This is a genomic window from Mesorhizobium sp. M1004 (assembly GCF_040318795.1).
In the GTDB taxonomy this organism is placed as follows: Bacteria; Pseudomonadota; Alphaproteobacteria; order Rhizobiales; family Rhizobiaceae; genus Mesorhizobium.
This window is the reverse complement of record NZ_JAMYNB010000001.1, coordinates 554,287-568,699: the sequence shown is the minus strand read 5'-3', so window position 1 is coordinate 568,699 and position 14,413 is coordinate 554,287. Positions and strand designations below refer to the sequence as shown.

Annotated in this window: 10 protein-coding genes and 1 tRNA gene; 4 read left to right on the top strand and 7 right to left on the bottom strand. The window is 59.8% G+C overall.

Going from position 1 to position 14,413, the window contains the following annotated elements:
- The first annotated feature begins 198 nt into the window (after positions 1 to 198).
- Positions 199 to 275, top strand: a tRNA-Met gene (locus tag NKH54_RS02720).
- Positions 276 to 584: 309 nt separating this feature from the next.
- On the opposite strand, the gene NKH54_RS02715 is transcribed toward NKH54_RS02720, so the two are convergent.
- The 3 genes from NKH54_RS02715 to NKH54_RS02705 all read right to left on the bottom strand — a co-directional run bounded on the left by NKH54_RS02715 (position 585) and on the right by NKH54_RS02705 (position 4,839).
- Entirely contained in the window at positions 585 to 1,739 is a 1,155-nt protein-coding gene (locus tag NKH54_RS02715) for a GNAT family N-acetyltransferase (RefSeq protein ID WP_353027682.1), read from the bottom strand.
- Positions 1,736 to 2,728, bottom strand: coding sequence for a sterol desaturase family protein (locus NKH54_RS02710; protein ID WP_023686296.1), 993 nt, complete (start codon positions 2,726 to 2,728; stop codon positions 1,736 to 1,738). Before NKH54_RS02710 ends, NKH54_RS02715 begins: the two co-directional genes overlap by 4 nt.
- Before the next feature lie 203 nt (positions 2,729 to 2,931).
- The gene (locus tag NKH54_RS02705; protein ID WP_353027681.1) at positions 2,932 to 4,839 is read right to left on the bottom strand and encodes a heparinase II/III family protein; all 1,908 of its coding nucleotides are present in this window, start codon (positions 4,837 to 4,839) and stop codon (positions 2,932 to 2,934) included.
- Between the two features lie 115 nt (positions 4,840 to 4,954).
- Here NKH54_RS02705 and NKH54_RS02700 point away from each other — a divergent pair, with 115 nt between their 5' ends.
- Together NKH54_RS02700 and asnB are read left to right on the top strand one after the other, a co-directional pair.
- On the top strand, positions 4,955 to 6,196 hold the full coding sequence (locus NKH54_RS02700; protein ID WP_353027680.1) for a glycoside hydrolase family 5 protein: 1,242 nt from the start codon (positions 4,955 to 4,957) through the stop codon (positions 6,194 to 6,196).
- Positions 6,197 to 6,419: 223 nt separating this feature from the next.
- Positions 6,420 to 8,309 (top strand): asparagine synthase (glutamine-hydrolyzing), encoded by a 1,890-nt coding sequence (gene asnB, locus NKH54_RS02695; RefSeq protein WP_353027679.1) that lies wholly within the window; start codon positions 6,420 to 6,422, stop codon positions 8,307 to 8,309.
- Between the two features lie 18 nt (positions 8,310 to 8,327).
- Here the strand turns inward: asnB and NKH54_RS02690 are convergent, their stop codons facing one another.
- Positions 8,328 to 9,446, bottom strand: coding sequence for a glycosyltransferase family 4 protein (locus NKH54_RS02690; protein WP_023833543.1), 1,119 nt, complete (start codon positions 9,444 to 9,446; stop codon positions 8,328 to 8,330).
- Positions 9,447 to 9,613: 167 nt separating this feature from the next.
- Here NKH54_RS02690 and NKH54_RS02685 point away from each other — a divergent pair, with 167 nt between their 5' ends.
- Entirely contained in the window at positions 9,614 to 11,053 is a 1,440-nt protein-coding gene (locus NKH54_RS02685; protein WP_353027678.1) for a lipopolysaccharide biosynthesis protein, read from the top strand.
- Between the two features lie 40 nt (positions 11,054 to 11,093).
- Here NKH54_RS02685 and NKH54_RS02680 read toward each other — a convergent pair whose 3' ends face one another.
- The 3 genes from NKH54_RS02680 to wecB are packed head-to-tail and all read right to left on the bottom strand — an operon-like array spanning position 11,094 to position 14,378.
- Positions 11,094 to 11,897 carry a WecB/TagA/CpsF family glycosyltransferase gene (locus NKH54_RS02680; RefSeq protein WP_353027677.1) on the bottom strand — a complete coding sequence of 268 codons (804 nt, stop codon included), beginning with the start codon at positions 11,895 to 11,897 and terminating at the stop codon, positions 11,094 to 11,096.
- Positions 11,894 to 13,231: a UDP-N-acetyl-D-mannosamine dehydrogenase gene (gene wecC, locus NKH54_RS02675; RefSeq protein WP_023686301.1), complete on the bottom strand. Its 1,338-nt coding sequence runs from the start codon at positions 13,229 to 13,231 to the stop codon at positions 11,894 to 11,896. The genes NKH54_RS02680 and wecC overlap by 4 nt, the downstream gene beginning before the upstream one ends.
- The gene (gene wecB / locus NKH54_RS02670; RefSeq protein ID WP_353027676.1) at positions 13,224 to 14,378 is read right to left on the bottom strand and encodes a non-hydrolyzing UDP-N-acetylglucosamine 2-epimerase; all 1,155 of its coding nucleotides are present in this window, start codon (positions 14,376 to 14,378) and stop codon (positions 13,224 to 13,226) included. The genes wecC and wecB overlap by 8 nt, the downstream gene beginning before the upstream one ends.
- Positions 14,379 to 14,413: the final 35 nt, after the last annotated feature.

Here is a 14,413-nt window from a genome sequence, read left to right as displayed (position 1 = left end):
CGTGCCCCGTCGAACTCAACCCCGGTGGCTTACCGGAGATGCCAGCCCGGCAAAGCTTTTACCGGCGACAATATGCCGGCGCCCCTCGCGCATCGATGCTTGACAGGCTCGCCCTCCCAACCTTATATCCGCGCGACCTTGGCGAACGCCTCGAAATGCCTTTCGATTTAAGGCGGATTTCGGGCCTTTCGCCGCCCTGGCGGGGTAGCTCAGTTGGTTAGAGCACGGGAATCATAATCCTGGGGTCGGGGGTTCAAGTCCCTCTCCCGCTACCAGCCTACCTAAAGTGTTGAATCACAGTAAAACGCGGACCTATGGTAGGCGCCCTGTCCGAAAAAATCTTCAATGATTTTCAGGACCTAGCCTGCTGCCGTTGTGACGCCAACGAACGTGTTGCGACGCTTCGCAGACGACAAACTGCGCCTCGAGAGACGTGATTTGCGAGAATTGGCTGAAGCCTCCACCTGCGGACCCATTCGGTCCCGATTCCGAGGCGCAATAGACGCGGATTTTCGAATGGCGCGCCCATCTCGCACGCCAAGCCCTCAACGCTCGGCGGCTTATGCCCGAGTTATCCAGCTAAATTAAGCAGTCTCATCGGGCGGGCGCTCTGGATTCGCCGACGCCAATCCGCGTGTGCGTACGCGGATCGTCTGACAGATACGATCAGCGAGAGAAGCGAGCGCGCCCTGCACAGTGCGTGCCCCAAGAACGGATTGGAGGGTAACGGCCTGTGTTGCAAACCTATGTTTGAAGGCCTCTCCGCCACAGAGGAAATCGACCAATCCCAAGCCGTGATCAAACGACCACTGTATATACTCCGTAATCAGGACCGCACCCGGCGACGCTCGGCTAAAATCAGGGTCGTAGGTGGTAACGAATGCCATCATGACGTTGTGCTGGACGATGTTGATGGAAACCGCGACCATCGCACCATTGCATTCAAGTACGAAAATGCGCAGCACACCGGCGCGTGACAGCGCGTCCACCAGGGCGGCAAGAACCGGCTCGCCCTCTTCGAAAAGGTCGGATTCACGCGTGTGCTTTTCCAGCCATCTGCGCTTCAGCGCCGATAGTCGCTCCAGCAATGGCTGCAGCGGCTCGTCGGCCGACAGGAGGCGGAATTTCACTTCGCCTGTTTCTTCCAGTATCTTGATGCCGCGCCGATAGTTCTGGCGCATCTTTTTCGGCTGGTCCGCCAGCCACGCTGCTCCGCTGGCCCACTGTCCAGCGACGCGATAACTGACTTCCTCCCGGTGATTGGCGCGAAGCTTGACGCCGCTGGAAGAGGCCGGTGTAAAAATCCTGCGGGCTGCCGCATCCGGAGACAGACGATTGATAAAAGCAAGATCGAAGCCACCCGCCGAACAGATCCGGTTCCAGAGGTTCTGGAGGGCCGATAGGGAGCATTCCGGCGCGACAAGAATATCACCATAGTCCGTATAGCTATTGGCGGCCCATTCGAGGAGCCGAAGTCCTTTTCGTCTGCCGATCGCCAGGGGAATGACAGCGACCAGCCTGTCATCGCTCCATACCAGGCCGATCCGCAGCGAGCGCCGGTCGCGGTCACGCACGGTGCTCCACCATGCCGAAACCCAGGCATGGCTCTGAAAGATCAGTGCATGGGTACGATGCCATAGGTCTACCCATTCGGCTTCGATGGCGGCCAGGCGATCCGTCGAACTGACGATTTCCAGTCGCTCCGCACCAACAGCGTCAATCGAAGCCATTTTGTTCATGGTTGGAGACGGTCCTGCGGCTGCGCGACATCGATGCGCTTTTGAAAAAGTCGCATGATATGGTTTGCCATTTTCTTGAGCGGCAGCACGTAAAGTCCGAAAAGCGACTGATAGTCGCGTACGTCGCGATCTATCAGTCCAAACTTGAGGTCTTCGTCCGGATCCGGGATGAACTGCGTTCCGAATATGCGATCCCAGAATGAAAAAAGCAGCCCGAAATTCTTGTCGTAGTGGCGAGGGTCGACACTGTGATGCACCTGGTGCCAGTGCGGACACAAGATGACGCCGTTCAACCGGCCGAAGGAAATCTTCAGATGCGTGTGGCGAACAAAGTCCATCATGAGAATGTTGCGAATGACATAGACGTTGATGCCAAATATCGCGATCTCGACCGGATCAAGCGCAATCAGGCTCCACAAGCCGAAACTGATCCCCGGTATGACGCCGTCCCAGATCCGGTTCATCAGATCGTCCAGGGGGTGAACCCGGTCCTTGGTGATCCCAACCATCACTTCGGCCGAATGATGCACCTTGTGCAATTCCCACAGGAACGGGAAACGGTGCTGGGCAACGTGATATAGGTAGTAGGAGATATCGTAAGCAACGAGCATGGTTGCGGTGAAGAGGATGATCGTCACTGGGCCGGCGGGGCCGGGTATCAGCGGTTGCGAGATGCTGAAGAGCCAGCCGACTGCCTGGTTTGTTGCATATCCCGTGGCGGCAACGAAGGTGACACCGGCGGGAATGAGCAGGAAGGGCATCACCAGCCTTTTCGTGATCCAGAACAATGCGTCCGCTCGCGCCGATGGGTGCATGATGACTTCCGCGGGAAAGGCGAAGTCGAAAAAGTCCCGGAAGGATTTCTGTTCGACCGTTCGCCAGTAGGCGACCACCGCGCTCCCCAGCGCCGTGAGCAACAAGAGACCGAGTGTCAGCAGATCGATGTGTGAGAGTTTTTCCACGATCACCCTGGCGAATTCCGAAAACATCGATGCAGTGGCTCCTAGGTGGTGAAATGGTGATCCGGCTCGTCGCGAAGCACATATTGCCAGGCCCATCATATGCTGCCCGCAACTGTGTATCGGGATGCGACTGGCAGAACAATCATGGCCAAATTAGCAGATCAACGGTGTCAAAACCGCTAAATATCTGAACGTAATTAATGTCGAACGCTGCGCCTGCAACCTGCCCGTTATCGGGTCTGCGGCGGACTTGGCGCGAGCCGGATGACTACTCCCTTTTCGCCTACTTGGCCACGCCATGCGAGGCGTTCGGCTGGCTGCCTTGCACCAAAACGCGGCGAAACCCAGCCGCCCTGGCCCGGTGTGTCGCCGCCGGAACGGATGTGGATCGCTGCGTCTGGAAAGTGGATAGTCATCAAAGGTTCAGCGCCGCGCAATACCGTGACAATGTTTCCATCCCTGTTGGCGTGGAGGTCGGCGGCGAGTTGGAAGACGATCTCAGCGACGCGGCTGCCGCCGAGCAGTTGGTCGGTCACGAGGATGCCGTCGCCATCGCGTGTCACGGCGCGTTGATGCACAACGCCGAAGCGGCCTTTGTACCCGTCATGTCGGGCACACAGCCTCCAGTGCGGCCCCGGCTCGCTCTCCACCAATGTCGCAACCGCCTTGTGCGACCAGTTGAACGCCCCGGAGATGATGCTTTGGCTTTTACCCTCTAGGTTCAGCGTGTTGTGCGCCGGCGTCGAGCGGAACCAGTCGCGCCAGCCTCCCCCCGAACCATAGAGCCATGTGCCGGGGTCGACCAGCACCGGATCGCCGTCAATGCACAGGGTGAGCGACAGCGCGTCGGCATGACCGTGCGCCGCTATCGAAAGGTAGCCCAGCGGGCCGTGGTCGTATGTCAGATGGACGTTGCGACCATTCATCTCGCCGCGCCAGACGGAGAGCCCGCCTTGCGTGAATGTATGCAATCCATCCGGCACCGGCGCCGGCCGCGGTGGCGCGCCGAAGAAAAGCGCACGAAAATCGCCAGGCTCCGGTGCGCTGCCCGGCATCCGTAGAAAACCATGGATGGCGGCCGCGACCGATCCGACATAATCGGTTTCGCCCCCCAGCGTGATCACGCGGCCTTCATCATTGTCGCCGAAGCCGCTGGTTTTCGGCGGGAGCCAGCCTGCGAAGTTGGCGAAAGCGGCCAAACGCGCTTCGACGGGCTGGGGAAAAGGCAGTCCGGCCTGGCGCGCCGCCGCAGCGCACAGCAGGAAAAGTTCGGCACTGAAGGCGGCGTAGGTCGGGGTCTGCTCGGCCCCGGCGCCATCGGCCAGGATCTGTTTGAGCACCTCAGCCAGGAGCGACTCGCGAGCCACCTCGGCCCCGAAAGCCAGACCGATCAAATATTCGCCAGCCAATTCCGCGACGAGATGGTTGTTGGCGGACGAAAAACGGGAGGGAAACCGCGGCAGCCAATAGGCGCTTGCCGCCAGTATTTCACCGACTTTTTCTCGCGTCGCCGCGCCAAGCCGGTCGCCGACGAGGTCGAGCGTGACAATCAGGCTGATGGCTCGTAGCGCGACCTCGATGCCCGAGGCCCAGCCAACGCCCCGAAATGGTGGGTTGGCGAAATGCCAGCTCTCGATCGCCGCCTCGATGGCCGCACGGGATTGATCGTCGCCGGTGAGAAGCAGATGGGCAGCCAGTGGCGGCAGTTGCTGCAGCCGGTTGATTTCCCAGACATATTTTACATCGCCACGGCCGGTAGCATGGCGAAAATCGATATCGAAAGTATGGGTCTTGGGGCCTGGCCAAAGCCGGCCGGTCACCGGATCAAGGCGCCAGAGCTCGGGTGGAAAGAGAGTATAGGGGTCTCGCTGTGGCCAGGTCTGCCCAAGTGCTGAAAACTGGCCCCGAAGAGTGTTTTGCGCAGCCGCCTTGATAGCTTGCCGCTGGGCTGGTGTCGCAGCGGCCGGCACAGCATTCCGCAATCCGTGCAGCACCGGGTGCAACTGCGGCGACGCATAGCGCTGCCAGCCGTTGTCGCGGCGGCGCGAAACGGTCCTCCGGCGCTGCTCGTCCAACCGATGCAATATCTCGGCCAACTCCATGCTGCGCAATCGGTTGAAATACCACTCGACCCTCATCCGCGCTCCGCCAAGATTTTGATCCTCATACACCATCCCGTCGAAAAAGCGTGTGGCGGCATCCTCTTTTCCGTTCCCGCGGTTAATATCTTCGGCCATGACGCGGAGTTTTGCGATGAGAAAAGTTGTCTACGTCATAGCGTGCGCGCTTGGCATGGCTTTGTCAGCCGAGGCGGCGCCGATCCCGCTTGAGCGCGGCGTTGGCGTCCATGAATGGCTCAACTGGTCGCCGGTGGAGAAAGATGGTTCCTACAAATGGCCGCCCTATCGCAGCGAGAAGGAATGGCTTGCGGGCGGCAGGCCGCTCACCGATTGGCCGGACGGCGACCAGTTTGATCGCATTCGATCCATGGGCTTCGACTTTGTCCGGCTGAGTGTCGACCCTGGCCCTCTGCTTGCCAGCGAGGGCGCCAAACGACAACAGGCGCTGGACATGCTTGCCGCTGCGGTGCAGCGGGTCGTTTCAAGCGGGCTCAAGGTGGTTTTCGATCTGCATGGCGTCAGCCAGGTTCCGGCTTACAGCATGGAAATGATCTATGGCGGGGCCGACAGCGAGGGTGTTGCCCGCTATCGCAAAATGGTAGTGGCGGTGGCTGCCATGCTGATCAAAATTGGCGCCGACAAGGTCGCCCTCGAGCCCTATAACGAGCCCGCCTACTACCCTTGCGATTCAAGCGGCAGCGATGACTGGCAGCGGATCATGGCAGGCACGGTTCGCGATATTCGCGCCGTCAGCAGCGAACTCACCATCGTCGCGACCGGCGCCTGCGGCGGGAGCATCGCCGGACTGGTCAACCTGGACCCCAACTTCGACGACCCCAACGTCTATTACAGCTTCCACATGTATGATCCGCACAGCTTCACGCACCAGCGGGCCGATGACAAGAACGCTTTCTCCTCCGGCCTTCCCTGGCCTGCCGACGCCAGCACGCCCGAAGTGGTCGCCGAAACCCTCAAGGCGCAGATGGACGCCGCCGGCTTGAGCCAGATCGAAGAGGTGATGAACATGGCCTCGGCGCGTGAAACGATCGCCCGATACTTTGAGCAGAATTGGGGGCAGAGCCAGCTCGAAGCGGGTTTCCGTCAGGCGGTCGACTGGGCTGAAGCCCATGGCATAGCGAGCAGACGCCTGTTCGTGGGCGAATTCGGCGTTATCCTGATGTCTGCGGATGGCCGCATGGGAGCTTTCGATGCTGATCGCCTGCGCTATCTTATGGCAGTGCGCAGAGAGGCGGAACGTTTCGCGATGCCGTGGTCGGCCTGGGAATTCTCCAATCCTTACGGAATGAGTGTTATCCAACCCAAGGGGCCTGCGATCCCGGACCGGGAGTTGTTGCGGGCACTAGGCCTGCCATAACTCGTCATCGGGTCAGGATCGGTTCGAGCGGTCTGCCTGGTTGCTGGCGATCAATCGCGTGGAAACCCAAGGACTGTCGTCTCCAGTTGCAGCCGAGAGGGCCTGATCGAACCAAATCAGGCTCAGTTTTAAAATCACTCCACCGAGCAGCTATTTAATATATTCGCTGTAGATTGGTGTCCTCAATCATACGCAAACAAGGGAAAGAGGGCCAAGGGAAAGAATGTGCGGAATTGCCGGCTGGATTGGGCGCAGGGTCGAGAAGCCACAAGATCGGGCCGTCGGGATGTCGAATGCCTTGCAGCATCGTGGTCCCGATGCCGAAGGCATCGAACTCTTGGACCTGAATACAGGCGAGGACCAGTTGGCATTGGTGCATCGCCGCCTGGCGATTATTGACTTAAACGCCGATTCAAATCAGCCGATGCAGACCGAGGACGGACGGCTCCGGATTGTTTTCAACGGCGAAATATACAACTACATCGAGCTGCGTGAGGAGTTGATCGGTCTCGGCCACCGTTTTCGCACACGCTCCGACACGGAAGTGCTGCTCAGGGCTTATGACCAGTGGCGCCTGACCATGTTCGACCGATTGAGCGGGATGTTCGCTTTTGCGCTGTGGGACGCTCAACGGCGCGAATTGATCCTCGCTCGCGACCCCTTTGGAAAAAAACCCCTTTACCTCATGCAAGGCAGAAATTTGCTGTCGTTTGCCTCGGAGATCAGCGCGTTGTTGTCTGCGCAGCCAGATGGCCAGCAGCTCGATCTGGATGGAGTGCGCGAGTATCTGACCTGGCGTTACGTGCCTGGACCGCGGACGCTTTTCAAACAGATCCGTAAGCTCAACCCGGGAAGCTACGCTGTGTGGTCGCAAGGGGAAGTAACGGAAACGCGGTATTATGCGCCCCCGGATCAGACCGATCTGACAGCGGATATCGATCCAGGAACCGCCAAGCGACGATTTCTGGAATTGCTCGACCGTTCTGTCGAGATCAGGATGCGCAGTGATGCGCCGTTTGGCGCCTTTCTATCCGGGGGGCTCGACTCGTCGGCAATCGTTGCCCTGATGACCAGGCACAGCGACAACCCGATTCGTACGTTTTCGGTCGGTTTCAGCGAACAGGCTTACAGCGAGCTTCCATTCGCCCGGCGCGTCGCCGATCATTTCAAGACCGATCATTGCGAAATCGTCATCCAGGCGGATGACCTGATGAATCATCTGCCTAAGATGGTCCGCCATCGGGGGGCACCTGTTTCACAAAGTACGGACATTCCAATTTACCTGATGTCGGTTCGAGCCTCGCGGGACGTCAAGATGGTGCTTACGGGCGAAGGGGCGGACGAGATTCTCGGCGGCTACCCCAAACATCGCGCAGAGTCTCTGGCGGGTGTCTACCGGTCACTTGTTCCAGCGTCGCTTCACAACAATCTCCTCGCCCCTTTGATGCGCGCATTGCCCGGCGCATCGGCCAAGTTCGACATATTTGCCCGAAGCGCGGGTGAACGGGACTTTGCAACCCGGATGATCTCCTGGTTTGGAGCCATGACGGCGCGGGAACGCGATTCGCTCCTCGGTGGGTTGGCCACTTGCGGCCATGACCGCAACGATTTCCCGTTCTCTTCGAGTGTGACGGAATCCCATCTGCGCCGTGTGTTGTTTTTTGATCAGACATCGTGGTTGCCCGACAACCTCTTGGAACGGGGCGACCGGATGATGATGGCCGGTTCAATCGAGGGGCGAATGCCATTCCTTGATCGCGATCTGGTTTCTTTCGTCAGCCAGCTGCCCGATCGTTACAGGCTCGGTCTCCTGGGCAGCAAACAGATCCTGCGCGACTGCATGGCCGGCATGGTTCCCGACGAGGCCCTCAACCGGCCAAAGATCGGCTTCAAGGTGCCCGTCGCCGAATGGTTCCGCGGGTCGATGAGCGATTATGTACGAGACCATCTGTGTTCGTCCCATTCGGTTATCCGTAGCTATTTGAGCGCCAAGAAGCTGGACCAGATTGTCACGGAGCACGCCGAGCGCGCCGCGGACCACGAAAAACTGATATGGGCGCTTTTGAACCTGGAGATATTCCACCGCGAATTCGCGCTTGGCCCGCCGCAGTGACGACAATGAAGGACAGCGTCAGCGCTTGACCGATCGCGCCTCGGACGCGACCGATCTCCAGACATCGCAGATCGCGTCGACAAACGGTGCAAGCTCAAGCCTTTCCCGGTGCACCGCCATGGCGGCGGCGCCAAGCCGCGCGCGCAGCGCCGTATCCTCGACCAGCCGAGTTAACGCCTCGGTCAACGCCGCCACATCGCCGGGCGGCACCAACAGACCGGATTGTTCGTGGGTGATGATGTCCTCGACCGCGCCAACCGGGGTGGCCACGACAGCCAGGCCGGCCGCCATGCCTTCGATCACCGACATTGGCAGATTTTCGGCGAACGAGGGGAGCACCAGAATATCGGCCGAAGCGATCAGTGATGCGACCTCGTCAGGTCCCACCCAGCCCGGAAAAGCAATACGGTCGGCAATCCCTAGAGCGACCGACCTCGCTCGTGCCGGCTCGACCTCACCATCGCCGGCGATCGTGGCACGCCAACCCCTGAGATGTTTCATCCGCTCCAGCGCCTCGCCCAACTGCGGCACGCCCTTTCGCTCGCCGATGCGGCCGAGGAACAGGATGTGCACGTGATCGCCTCCGCCGACATGCGCCAGGGAAGGAACTGCCGTGGCGTTGGGAACGATGACAATATTGCCGCCGTTCGCCGGTGCCCGGCTGGCGACGAAATCGCGCCAAAGCCCGCCCAGGACAATCACCCGGCCGGCATGCTCGAACAGAGCCCTGATACGGCGGCTCATGAAACTATGATCATCTTTCCAGAATGTCTGATACTGCGCCCCATGCAGATGAAGGACATATGGTATCGACAACAGCCTGGCGCAGGCGGCGATCATCATCTTGCGATAGGTGCTGCCGGAGACCGATATATTGATGTGAATGACGTCGGCGCGTCTGTCGAGGCGGGCCCCAAGCATCCGCGCGCAAAAACCAAGCATGTAGAAGATCGAAAGCCCGACATGTCCCGGGCCACGGCTGGAAAGAAAGCGCAGATCGATGTCGGCGATCTCTTGCCGTTCGAACTCCTGCTTCAGCGCCCCCATGATCCGGTCGATGCCGCCTTGTCCCGAAACGCCCGAGGGCGTTGCGACCAGGACATGTATTTTTCTATTGTGGGCGAGACGCTGCAACATGACACCATTTGGATTGCGGATGCCGGGTGACCGTAAAGCAAAGGTTCCAAAAAAGGTTTACGACAAATCTTTTGGTTCAAACTGTATCCGTTCACCCTTTGCCGTCATCATGCTGGAATACCCGTCGGTCAACGGTTAATCGACGGCAAATTTTCCGGGACAACCCTTTGCTGCTCCGTTCCACACTCATCTATGGCCCAGCTATTCTGCTGACGCGGGTTTCCGCTCTGCTCCTGCTGGTCGTCATGACGCGGTTGATCGACCAGACCGAGTATGGCCTGCTGACCCTGGTGGTCACCGTGGGCGAAATGACGGATGTTGCCGTTACCAACTGGCTGCGCATTGCCTTGCTGCGGCTTGGTGGAAAAGGCGACGTCAGCCGTGGCAGCCTGATGCTTGCCGGACAGGTATTGCTTGCCACCACGGTGCTGGCCCTGATCATATCCGTGATCGCCTCGGCGGTGATCGTGCCGGAGCGCTGGATCGAATTTGCAATCGCCGTCTGCAGCTATCTGATTGCCGGCTCCATCAGCCGGTTCGCGTTGACGGTGCTGCAAATGCAGCAGCGTCATTCCCTCTATTCGATGCTTGAATATCTGCGCGGCCTGCTGCAACTGGCCTTGCCGATCGCCGCCATCCTTATCTTCCAACGCTCGTTTCTGACGGTATCGCTCGGCTCGAGCCTCGCCGTGCTGATTGCCGGCATCGTGGCGTGCGTGGTGGCATCCGGGCGCGTTATTGGCGGCCCGCCGCGCTTCACCCACAAGGAGTTTTTTGCCCTCGGCGTGCCCCTCGTCATCATGGCGCTGGTCGGTTTCGGTCTCAACAGCGCTGAACGCGTCTTCCTCAAGTTCTACTACGATGCCGGCGCGGTGGCTGTCTTCGCAGCCGCCTACGCATTGGCTCGGCAGCCGATCGATATGGTCGCCAACGCAATCAACATGGGCGCATTTCCAGAAGTGGTCAGCCGCTTCGACGACGAGGGATCCGAGGCGTCCGGGCGGTTGTTGTCGCAACTCATGGCCTTGATGATACGCCTTTGCCTGCCGGTCGCAGCAATGCTTATCGCGCTCAGCGGCGACATCACGCGACTCCTGCTGCCCGCGGAATATCATGGTCGCTTCGGCCTGCTGTTCCCGATCATCGCCTTCAGCGTCCTTTGTGCCAATCTCACAAGCTTCGTTTATGGCGTCGTGGTGCACGCACATAAGCGGCCGTGGTTGCTGATCATCGCCAATTCCTTCGGCTCGGTGGCAACGATTTCACTGTCTTTTCTGTTGATCCCCACCATGGCGGAGGTTGGCGCGGCGTTGGCGTTGGCGGGCGGATCGCTGGCAGGTCTTGCAGCCTGCATCGTCATCGCCGAGAGGCTCACGCCGGTGCCGGTTCCCTGGCGCGACATCGCTGTCTCGGTCATCATTTCTATCTGCACCGGACTGGCCGCCAGCCTTGCCAGCACTGGGCTGGGCAATATGCCGGCGATCTTTCCGCTCGCGGCGGGCGGTGTCGCCGGCGCTGCGGCTTTCCTGGGACTGACCTGGTTGTTTCACCCCGCGGCCGTGACGCAGTTCATCGGCAAGCTAAGGGCACGGCTCCGGATCGCATAAATCCCGCGCTATGAGGCATGCTTGTCTGAAAGTCGCGAGCCTACGGATTGACGTTTCGGCGTCCCCGGCGAGACCAGAACTCACGCCACAGCAGCAGTGCATAGGCGGTGTTGGTATCGTAGTAGCGGCGCCACAATCGTCGCGGCTCCTGCGCCACGCGAAACAGCCACTCCAGGCCCGCCGCCTGAACCAGTCTCGGTGCCCGGGCGACCTTTCCACCATAGACGTCGAAGCTGCCGCCCACGCCCATGACGAAACTCGGAGCGAGTACGTCGCGATAGCGCTTGAGAAAGCGCTCCTTGCTCGGCGTCGGCATCGCCACAAACAGACAGTCGGCACCTGAAGCGTTGATGGCCTCGACGATCGCGGCCTCTTCCTCCGCCTTGAAATACCCATTGCGCCGGCCGGCAATGGCCAGTCTCGGATGATCTCTGGCAAGTCGGCTTTCAACTGCGTCGAGAATGTGCTGTTCAGCGCCCAGAAGGTAGGGGCGATAGCCACGCTTGGCGCACAGCGCAAGCAGGTTGATCATGACGTCGACGCCGGTCACACGCTCCGGCAACTCGACGCCGCAGAGCCGCGCGCCCCAAAGCACGCCTTTGCCGTCGACATTGACCATATCCGCCCCGACGACATCCTCGCGCAGTTCGGCATTCTTGCGCATGTTCACAAGCTTGGCGACGTTCACGACAACATGATGAAGCGGTCGCCGCGTCGCCATCGCCTCGTCTGCGATGGCCAGCGTCTCGGCCATGGTCAGCGCATGGATGGTCGCACCGAGAAACTCGCGGCGGCGCGATGCCAATAGAGAGTGTTGCGCCCATGCCGGGTCATGCGAGTTCATGCCGCTTCTCCGGTGCGAGCGAGAGACTGCGAGCGTTCCATTTCGGATTTCTTGCCTTCGATGCGGGCGTCGGGCTTGCGCGCCTTGCGCCAGGTCCACAGGCCCCGTGTGTCGACGAGCTTCTTGTCCTTGAGCGCTTCGGGATCGATCAGATTGAATTGTCGATGGTCGACCAGCAGGACGACGATATCGGATTGGTCAATAGCGGAAAGTGCATCGGTGAACATGACGCCGCTGCCCTCGAGCTCGTGTGGCAACTGACGCGCATTGGGCTCGGCAGCGACGATCTTGATATTGGGAATCTTGGACAGAAGCTTAACAACCTCGACAGCCGGGCTCTCGCGCATATCGTCGATGTTGGGTTTGAAGCTGAGGCCAAGACAGGCGATCGTCTGCTTGCGGGTCGGGTCGAGCAATGCCTCGATGTCCCTGACCACCGACAAGGGTCGCTCGGAATTGATGCGCCGTGCCGAACTGATCAGCCGCGTATTGTTCGGTGCGGCGTCGATGATAAAATACGGATCGATCGCAATGCAGTGGCCGCCCACGCCCGGGCTCGGCTGCAGGATGTTCACGCGAGGATGCCGGTTGGCGAGATCGATTACCTCCCAGACGTTGAGCGACAGATCCTGGCACACCGCCGCAAGCTCATTGGCGAAGGCGATATTGACATCGCGGAACGCATTTTCAGTCAGCTTAACCAGTTCCGCGCTTTCGGCCTGGGTTATGAACAGGTCGCCGGCGACGAAGCTTGAATAGAGTGCCGCTGTCCGCTCCGAAGACTTTCGGGACAGTCCGCCGATCGAGCGATCATTGTTGATCAGCTCGGTCAGCACCTTTCCCGGCAGCACGCGCTCGGGAGAGTAGGCGACCAGGACGTCAGCTTCCTCGCCATGCGCAACGGGAAATTTGAGATCGGGTCGCAGTTCCGCGAGCAGCGCTGTCATGACACGCGTCGTACCGACCGGCGATGTTGATTCCAGCACCACCAGGTCGTCCCGTTTTAGCACCGGAGCGATGCTTCGCGCTGCCGCAAGCACGTAGCTGACATCCGGCTTGCGGTCCGGGGTGATCGGAGTTGGAACGGCGATAATATAGGCATCGGCCGGCTGAGGCGTGCTGAATGCCTTGAGCTTGCCATTGGCGACAACTTTCTGGATCAAACCATCCAGGTCCGGTTCGATGATGTGGATTTCGCCGCGGTTGACCTTCGCGACCACCGCCTCGTTGATATCGACACCGATGACATCGAGTCCGCGGCTGGCAAAAATGGCACAGGTCGGCAGGCCGATATAGCCCATGCCGATAACGGAAACGGTTTTGATTTCAGCCATGATTCAGCAATTCCTCAACGATCCGGCTCGCAGCTTGGCCATTGCCGTATGGATTGTGCCTCTCCGCCATGCCGCGATAGACGCTCTCATCATCGAGCAGGCTATTGGCATTGGCCAGAATTTTTTCGATATCGGTGCCGACCAGCCGGGCAGTACCAGCGGCGATCCCTTCGGGTCGCTCCGTGTTTTCCCGCATCACCAGCACCGGCTTGCCGAGTGAAGGCGCCTCTTCCTGCACGCCGCCGCTGTCGGTCAACACCAGGTAGCTCTGTTTCTGCAGGTACAGGAACGGCAAATAGTCCTGCGGGTCGATCAGGTGGATGTTCGGCACCGTCCCGATTTCGGCCTCGACCACGGAGCGCACATTCGGGTTGGGATGGACCGGGTAGATGATCTGCACATCCCTGCGCGCCGACAATGCCTTCAGCGCGGTGCAGATTCTCTGGATGCCGCCATCGAAATTCTCACGGCGATGACCGGTGACGAGTATCATTTTCTTGGTCGGATCGATGAAGGGGAAACGAGCGGCGAGCTTGGCGTTCATCAGCTTGTCGGCATCGATCTCGCTGGAGAAATGCAGCAGCGTGTCGATCACGGTATTGCCGGTTACGAAGATGGTGTTCGCAGCCTTTCCTTCGGCGATGAGATTGTCGCGCGCCTCGGTGGTCGGCGCAAAATGCCAGGTGGCGATGTTGCCGGCAATCTTGCGGTTCAGTTCCTCCGGAAAGGGAGAGTTGATGTTGCGGCTGCGCAATCCCGCCTCGATATGGGCAACCGGAATCCGCTTGTAGAAGGCAGCTAGAGCCGCGGTCATCGCGGTGGTTGTGTCGCCCTGGACGACGACGATGTCCGGCTTCGCCTTCTCAAGCACCCCCGCCATTCCGAGGAGCACGCGCGAGGTCACGTCGAACAACGTCTGACCTGGCTGCATGATGTTGAGATCGTAGTGCACCGGCAGGCCCGTCAGTTCAATGACCTGATTGACCATCTCGCGATGCTGGCCCGTCACACATATTTCCGTGGTGAAGCCTGGATGGGCGAGCGCGGCCCGCGCCACCGGAAAACATTTGAGCGCCTCCGGCCTCGTGCCGAACACGATCAGCAGTTTTCGCCTTGAGGGCAAGTTCGGATGTGAAACGGCGTTCATGGTTGACCCTGGTCACCGAAAGCGTGGGCGCCCGG

Excerpts from the sequence above, each read along its gene's own strand:
- asnB (WP_353027679.1), top strand. The coding sequence starts at position 6,420 with ATGTGCGGAATTGCCGGCTGGATTGGGCGCAGGGTCGAGAAGCCACAA.
- NKH54_RS02690 (WP_023833543.1), bottom strand. The coding sequence starts at position 9,446 with ATGTTGCAGCGTCTCGCCCACAATAGAAAAATACATGTCCTGGTCGCA.
- NKH54_RS02710 (WP_023686296.1), bottom strand. The coding sequence starts at position 2,728 with ATGTTTTCGGAATTCGCCAGGGTGATCGTGGAAAAACTCTCACACATC.
- NKH54_RS02715 (WP_353027682.1), bottom strand. The coding sequence starts at position 1,739 with ATGAACAAAATGGCTTCGATTGACGCTGTTGGTGCGGAGCGACTGGAA.
- wecC (WP_023686301.1), bottom strand. The coding sequence starts at position 13,231 with ATGGCTGAAATCAAAACCGTTTCCGTTATCGGCATGGGCTATATCGGC.
- NKH54_RS02700 (WP_353027680.1), top strand. The coding sequence starts at position 4,955 with ATGAGAAAAGTTGTCTACGTCATAGCGTGCGCGCTTGGCATGGCTTTG.
- NKH54_RS02680 (WP_353027677.1), bottom strand. The coding sequence starts at position 11,897 with ATGAACTCGCATGACCCGGCATGGGCGCAACACTCTCTATTGGCATCG.
- wecB (WP_353027676.1), bottom strand. The coding sequence starts at position 14,378 with ATGAACGCCGTTTCACATCCGAACTTGCCCTCAAGGCGAAAACTGCTG.
- NKH54_RS02705 (WP_353027681.1), bottom strand. The coding sequence starts at position 4,839 with ATGAGGGTCGAGTGGTATTTCAACCGATTGCGCAGCATGGAGTTGGCC.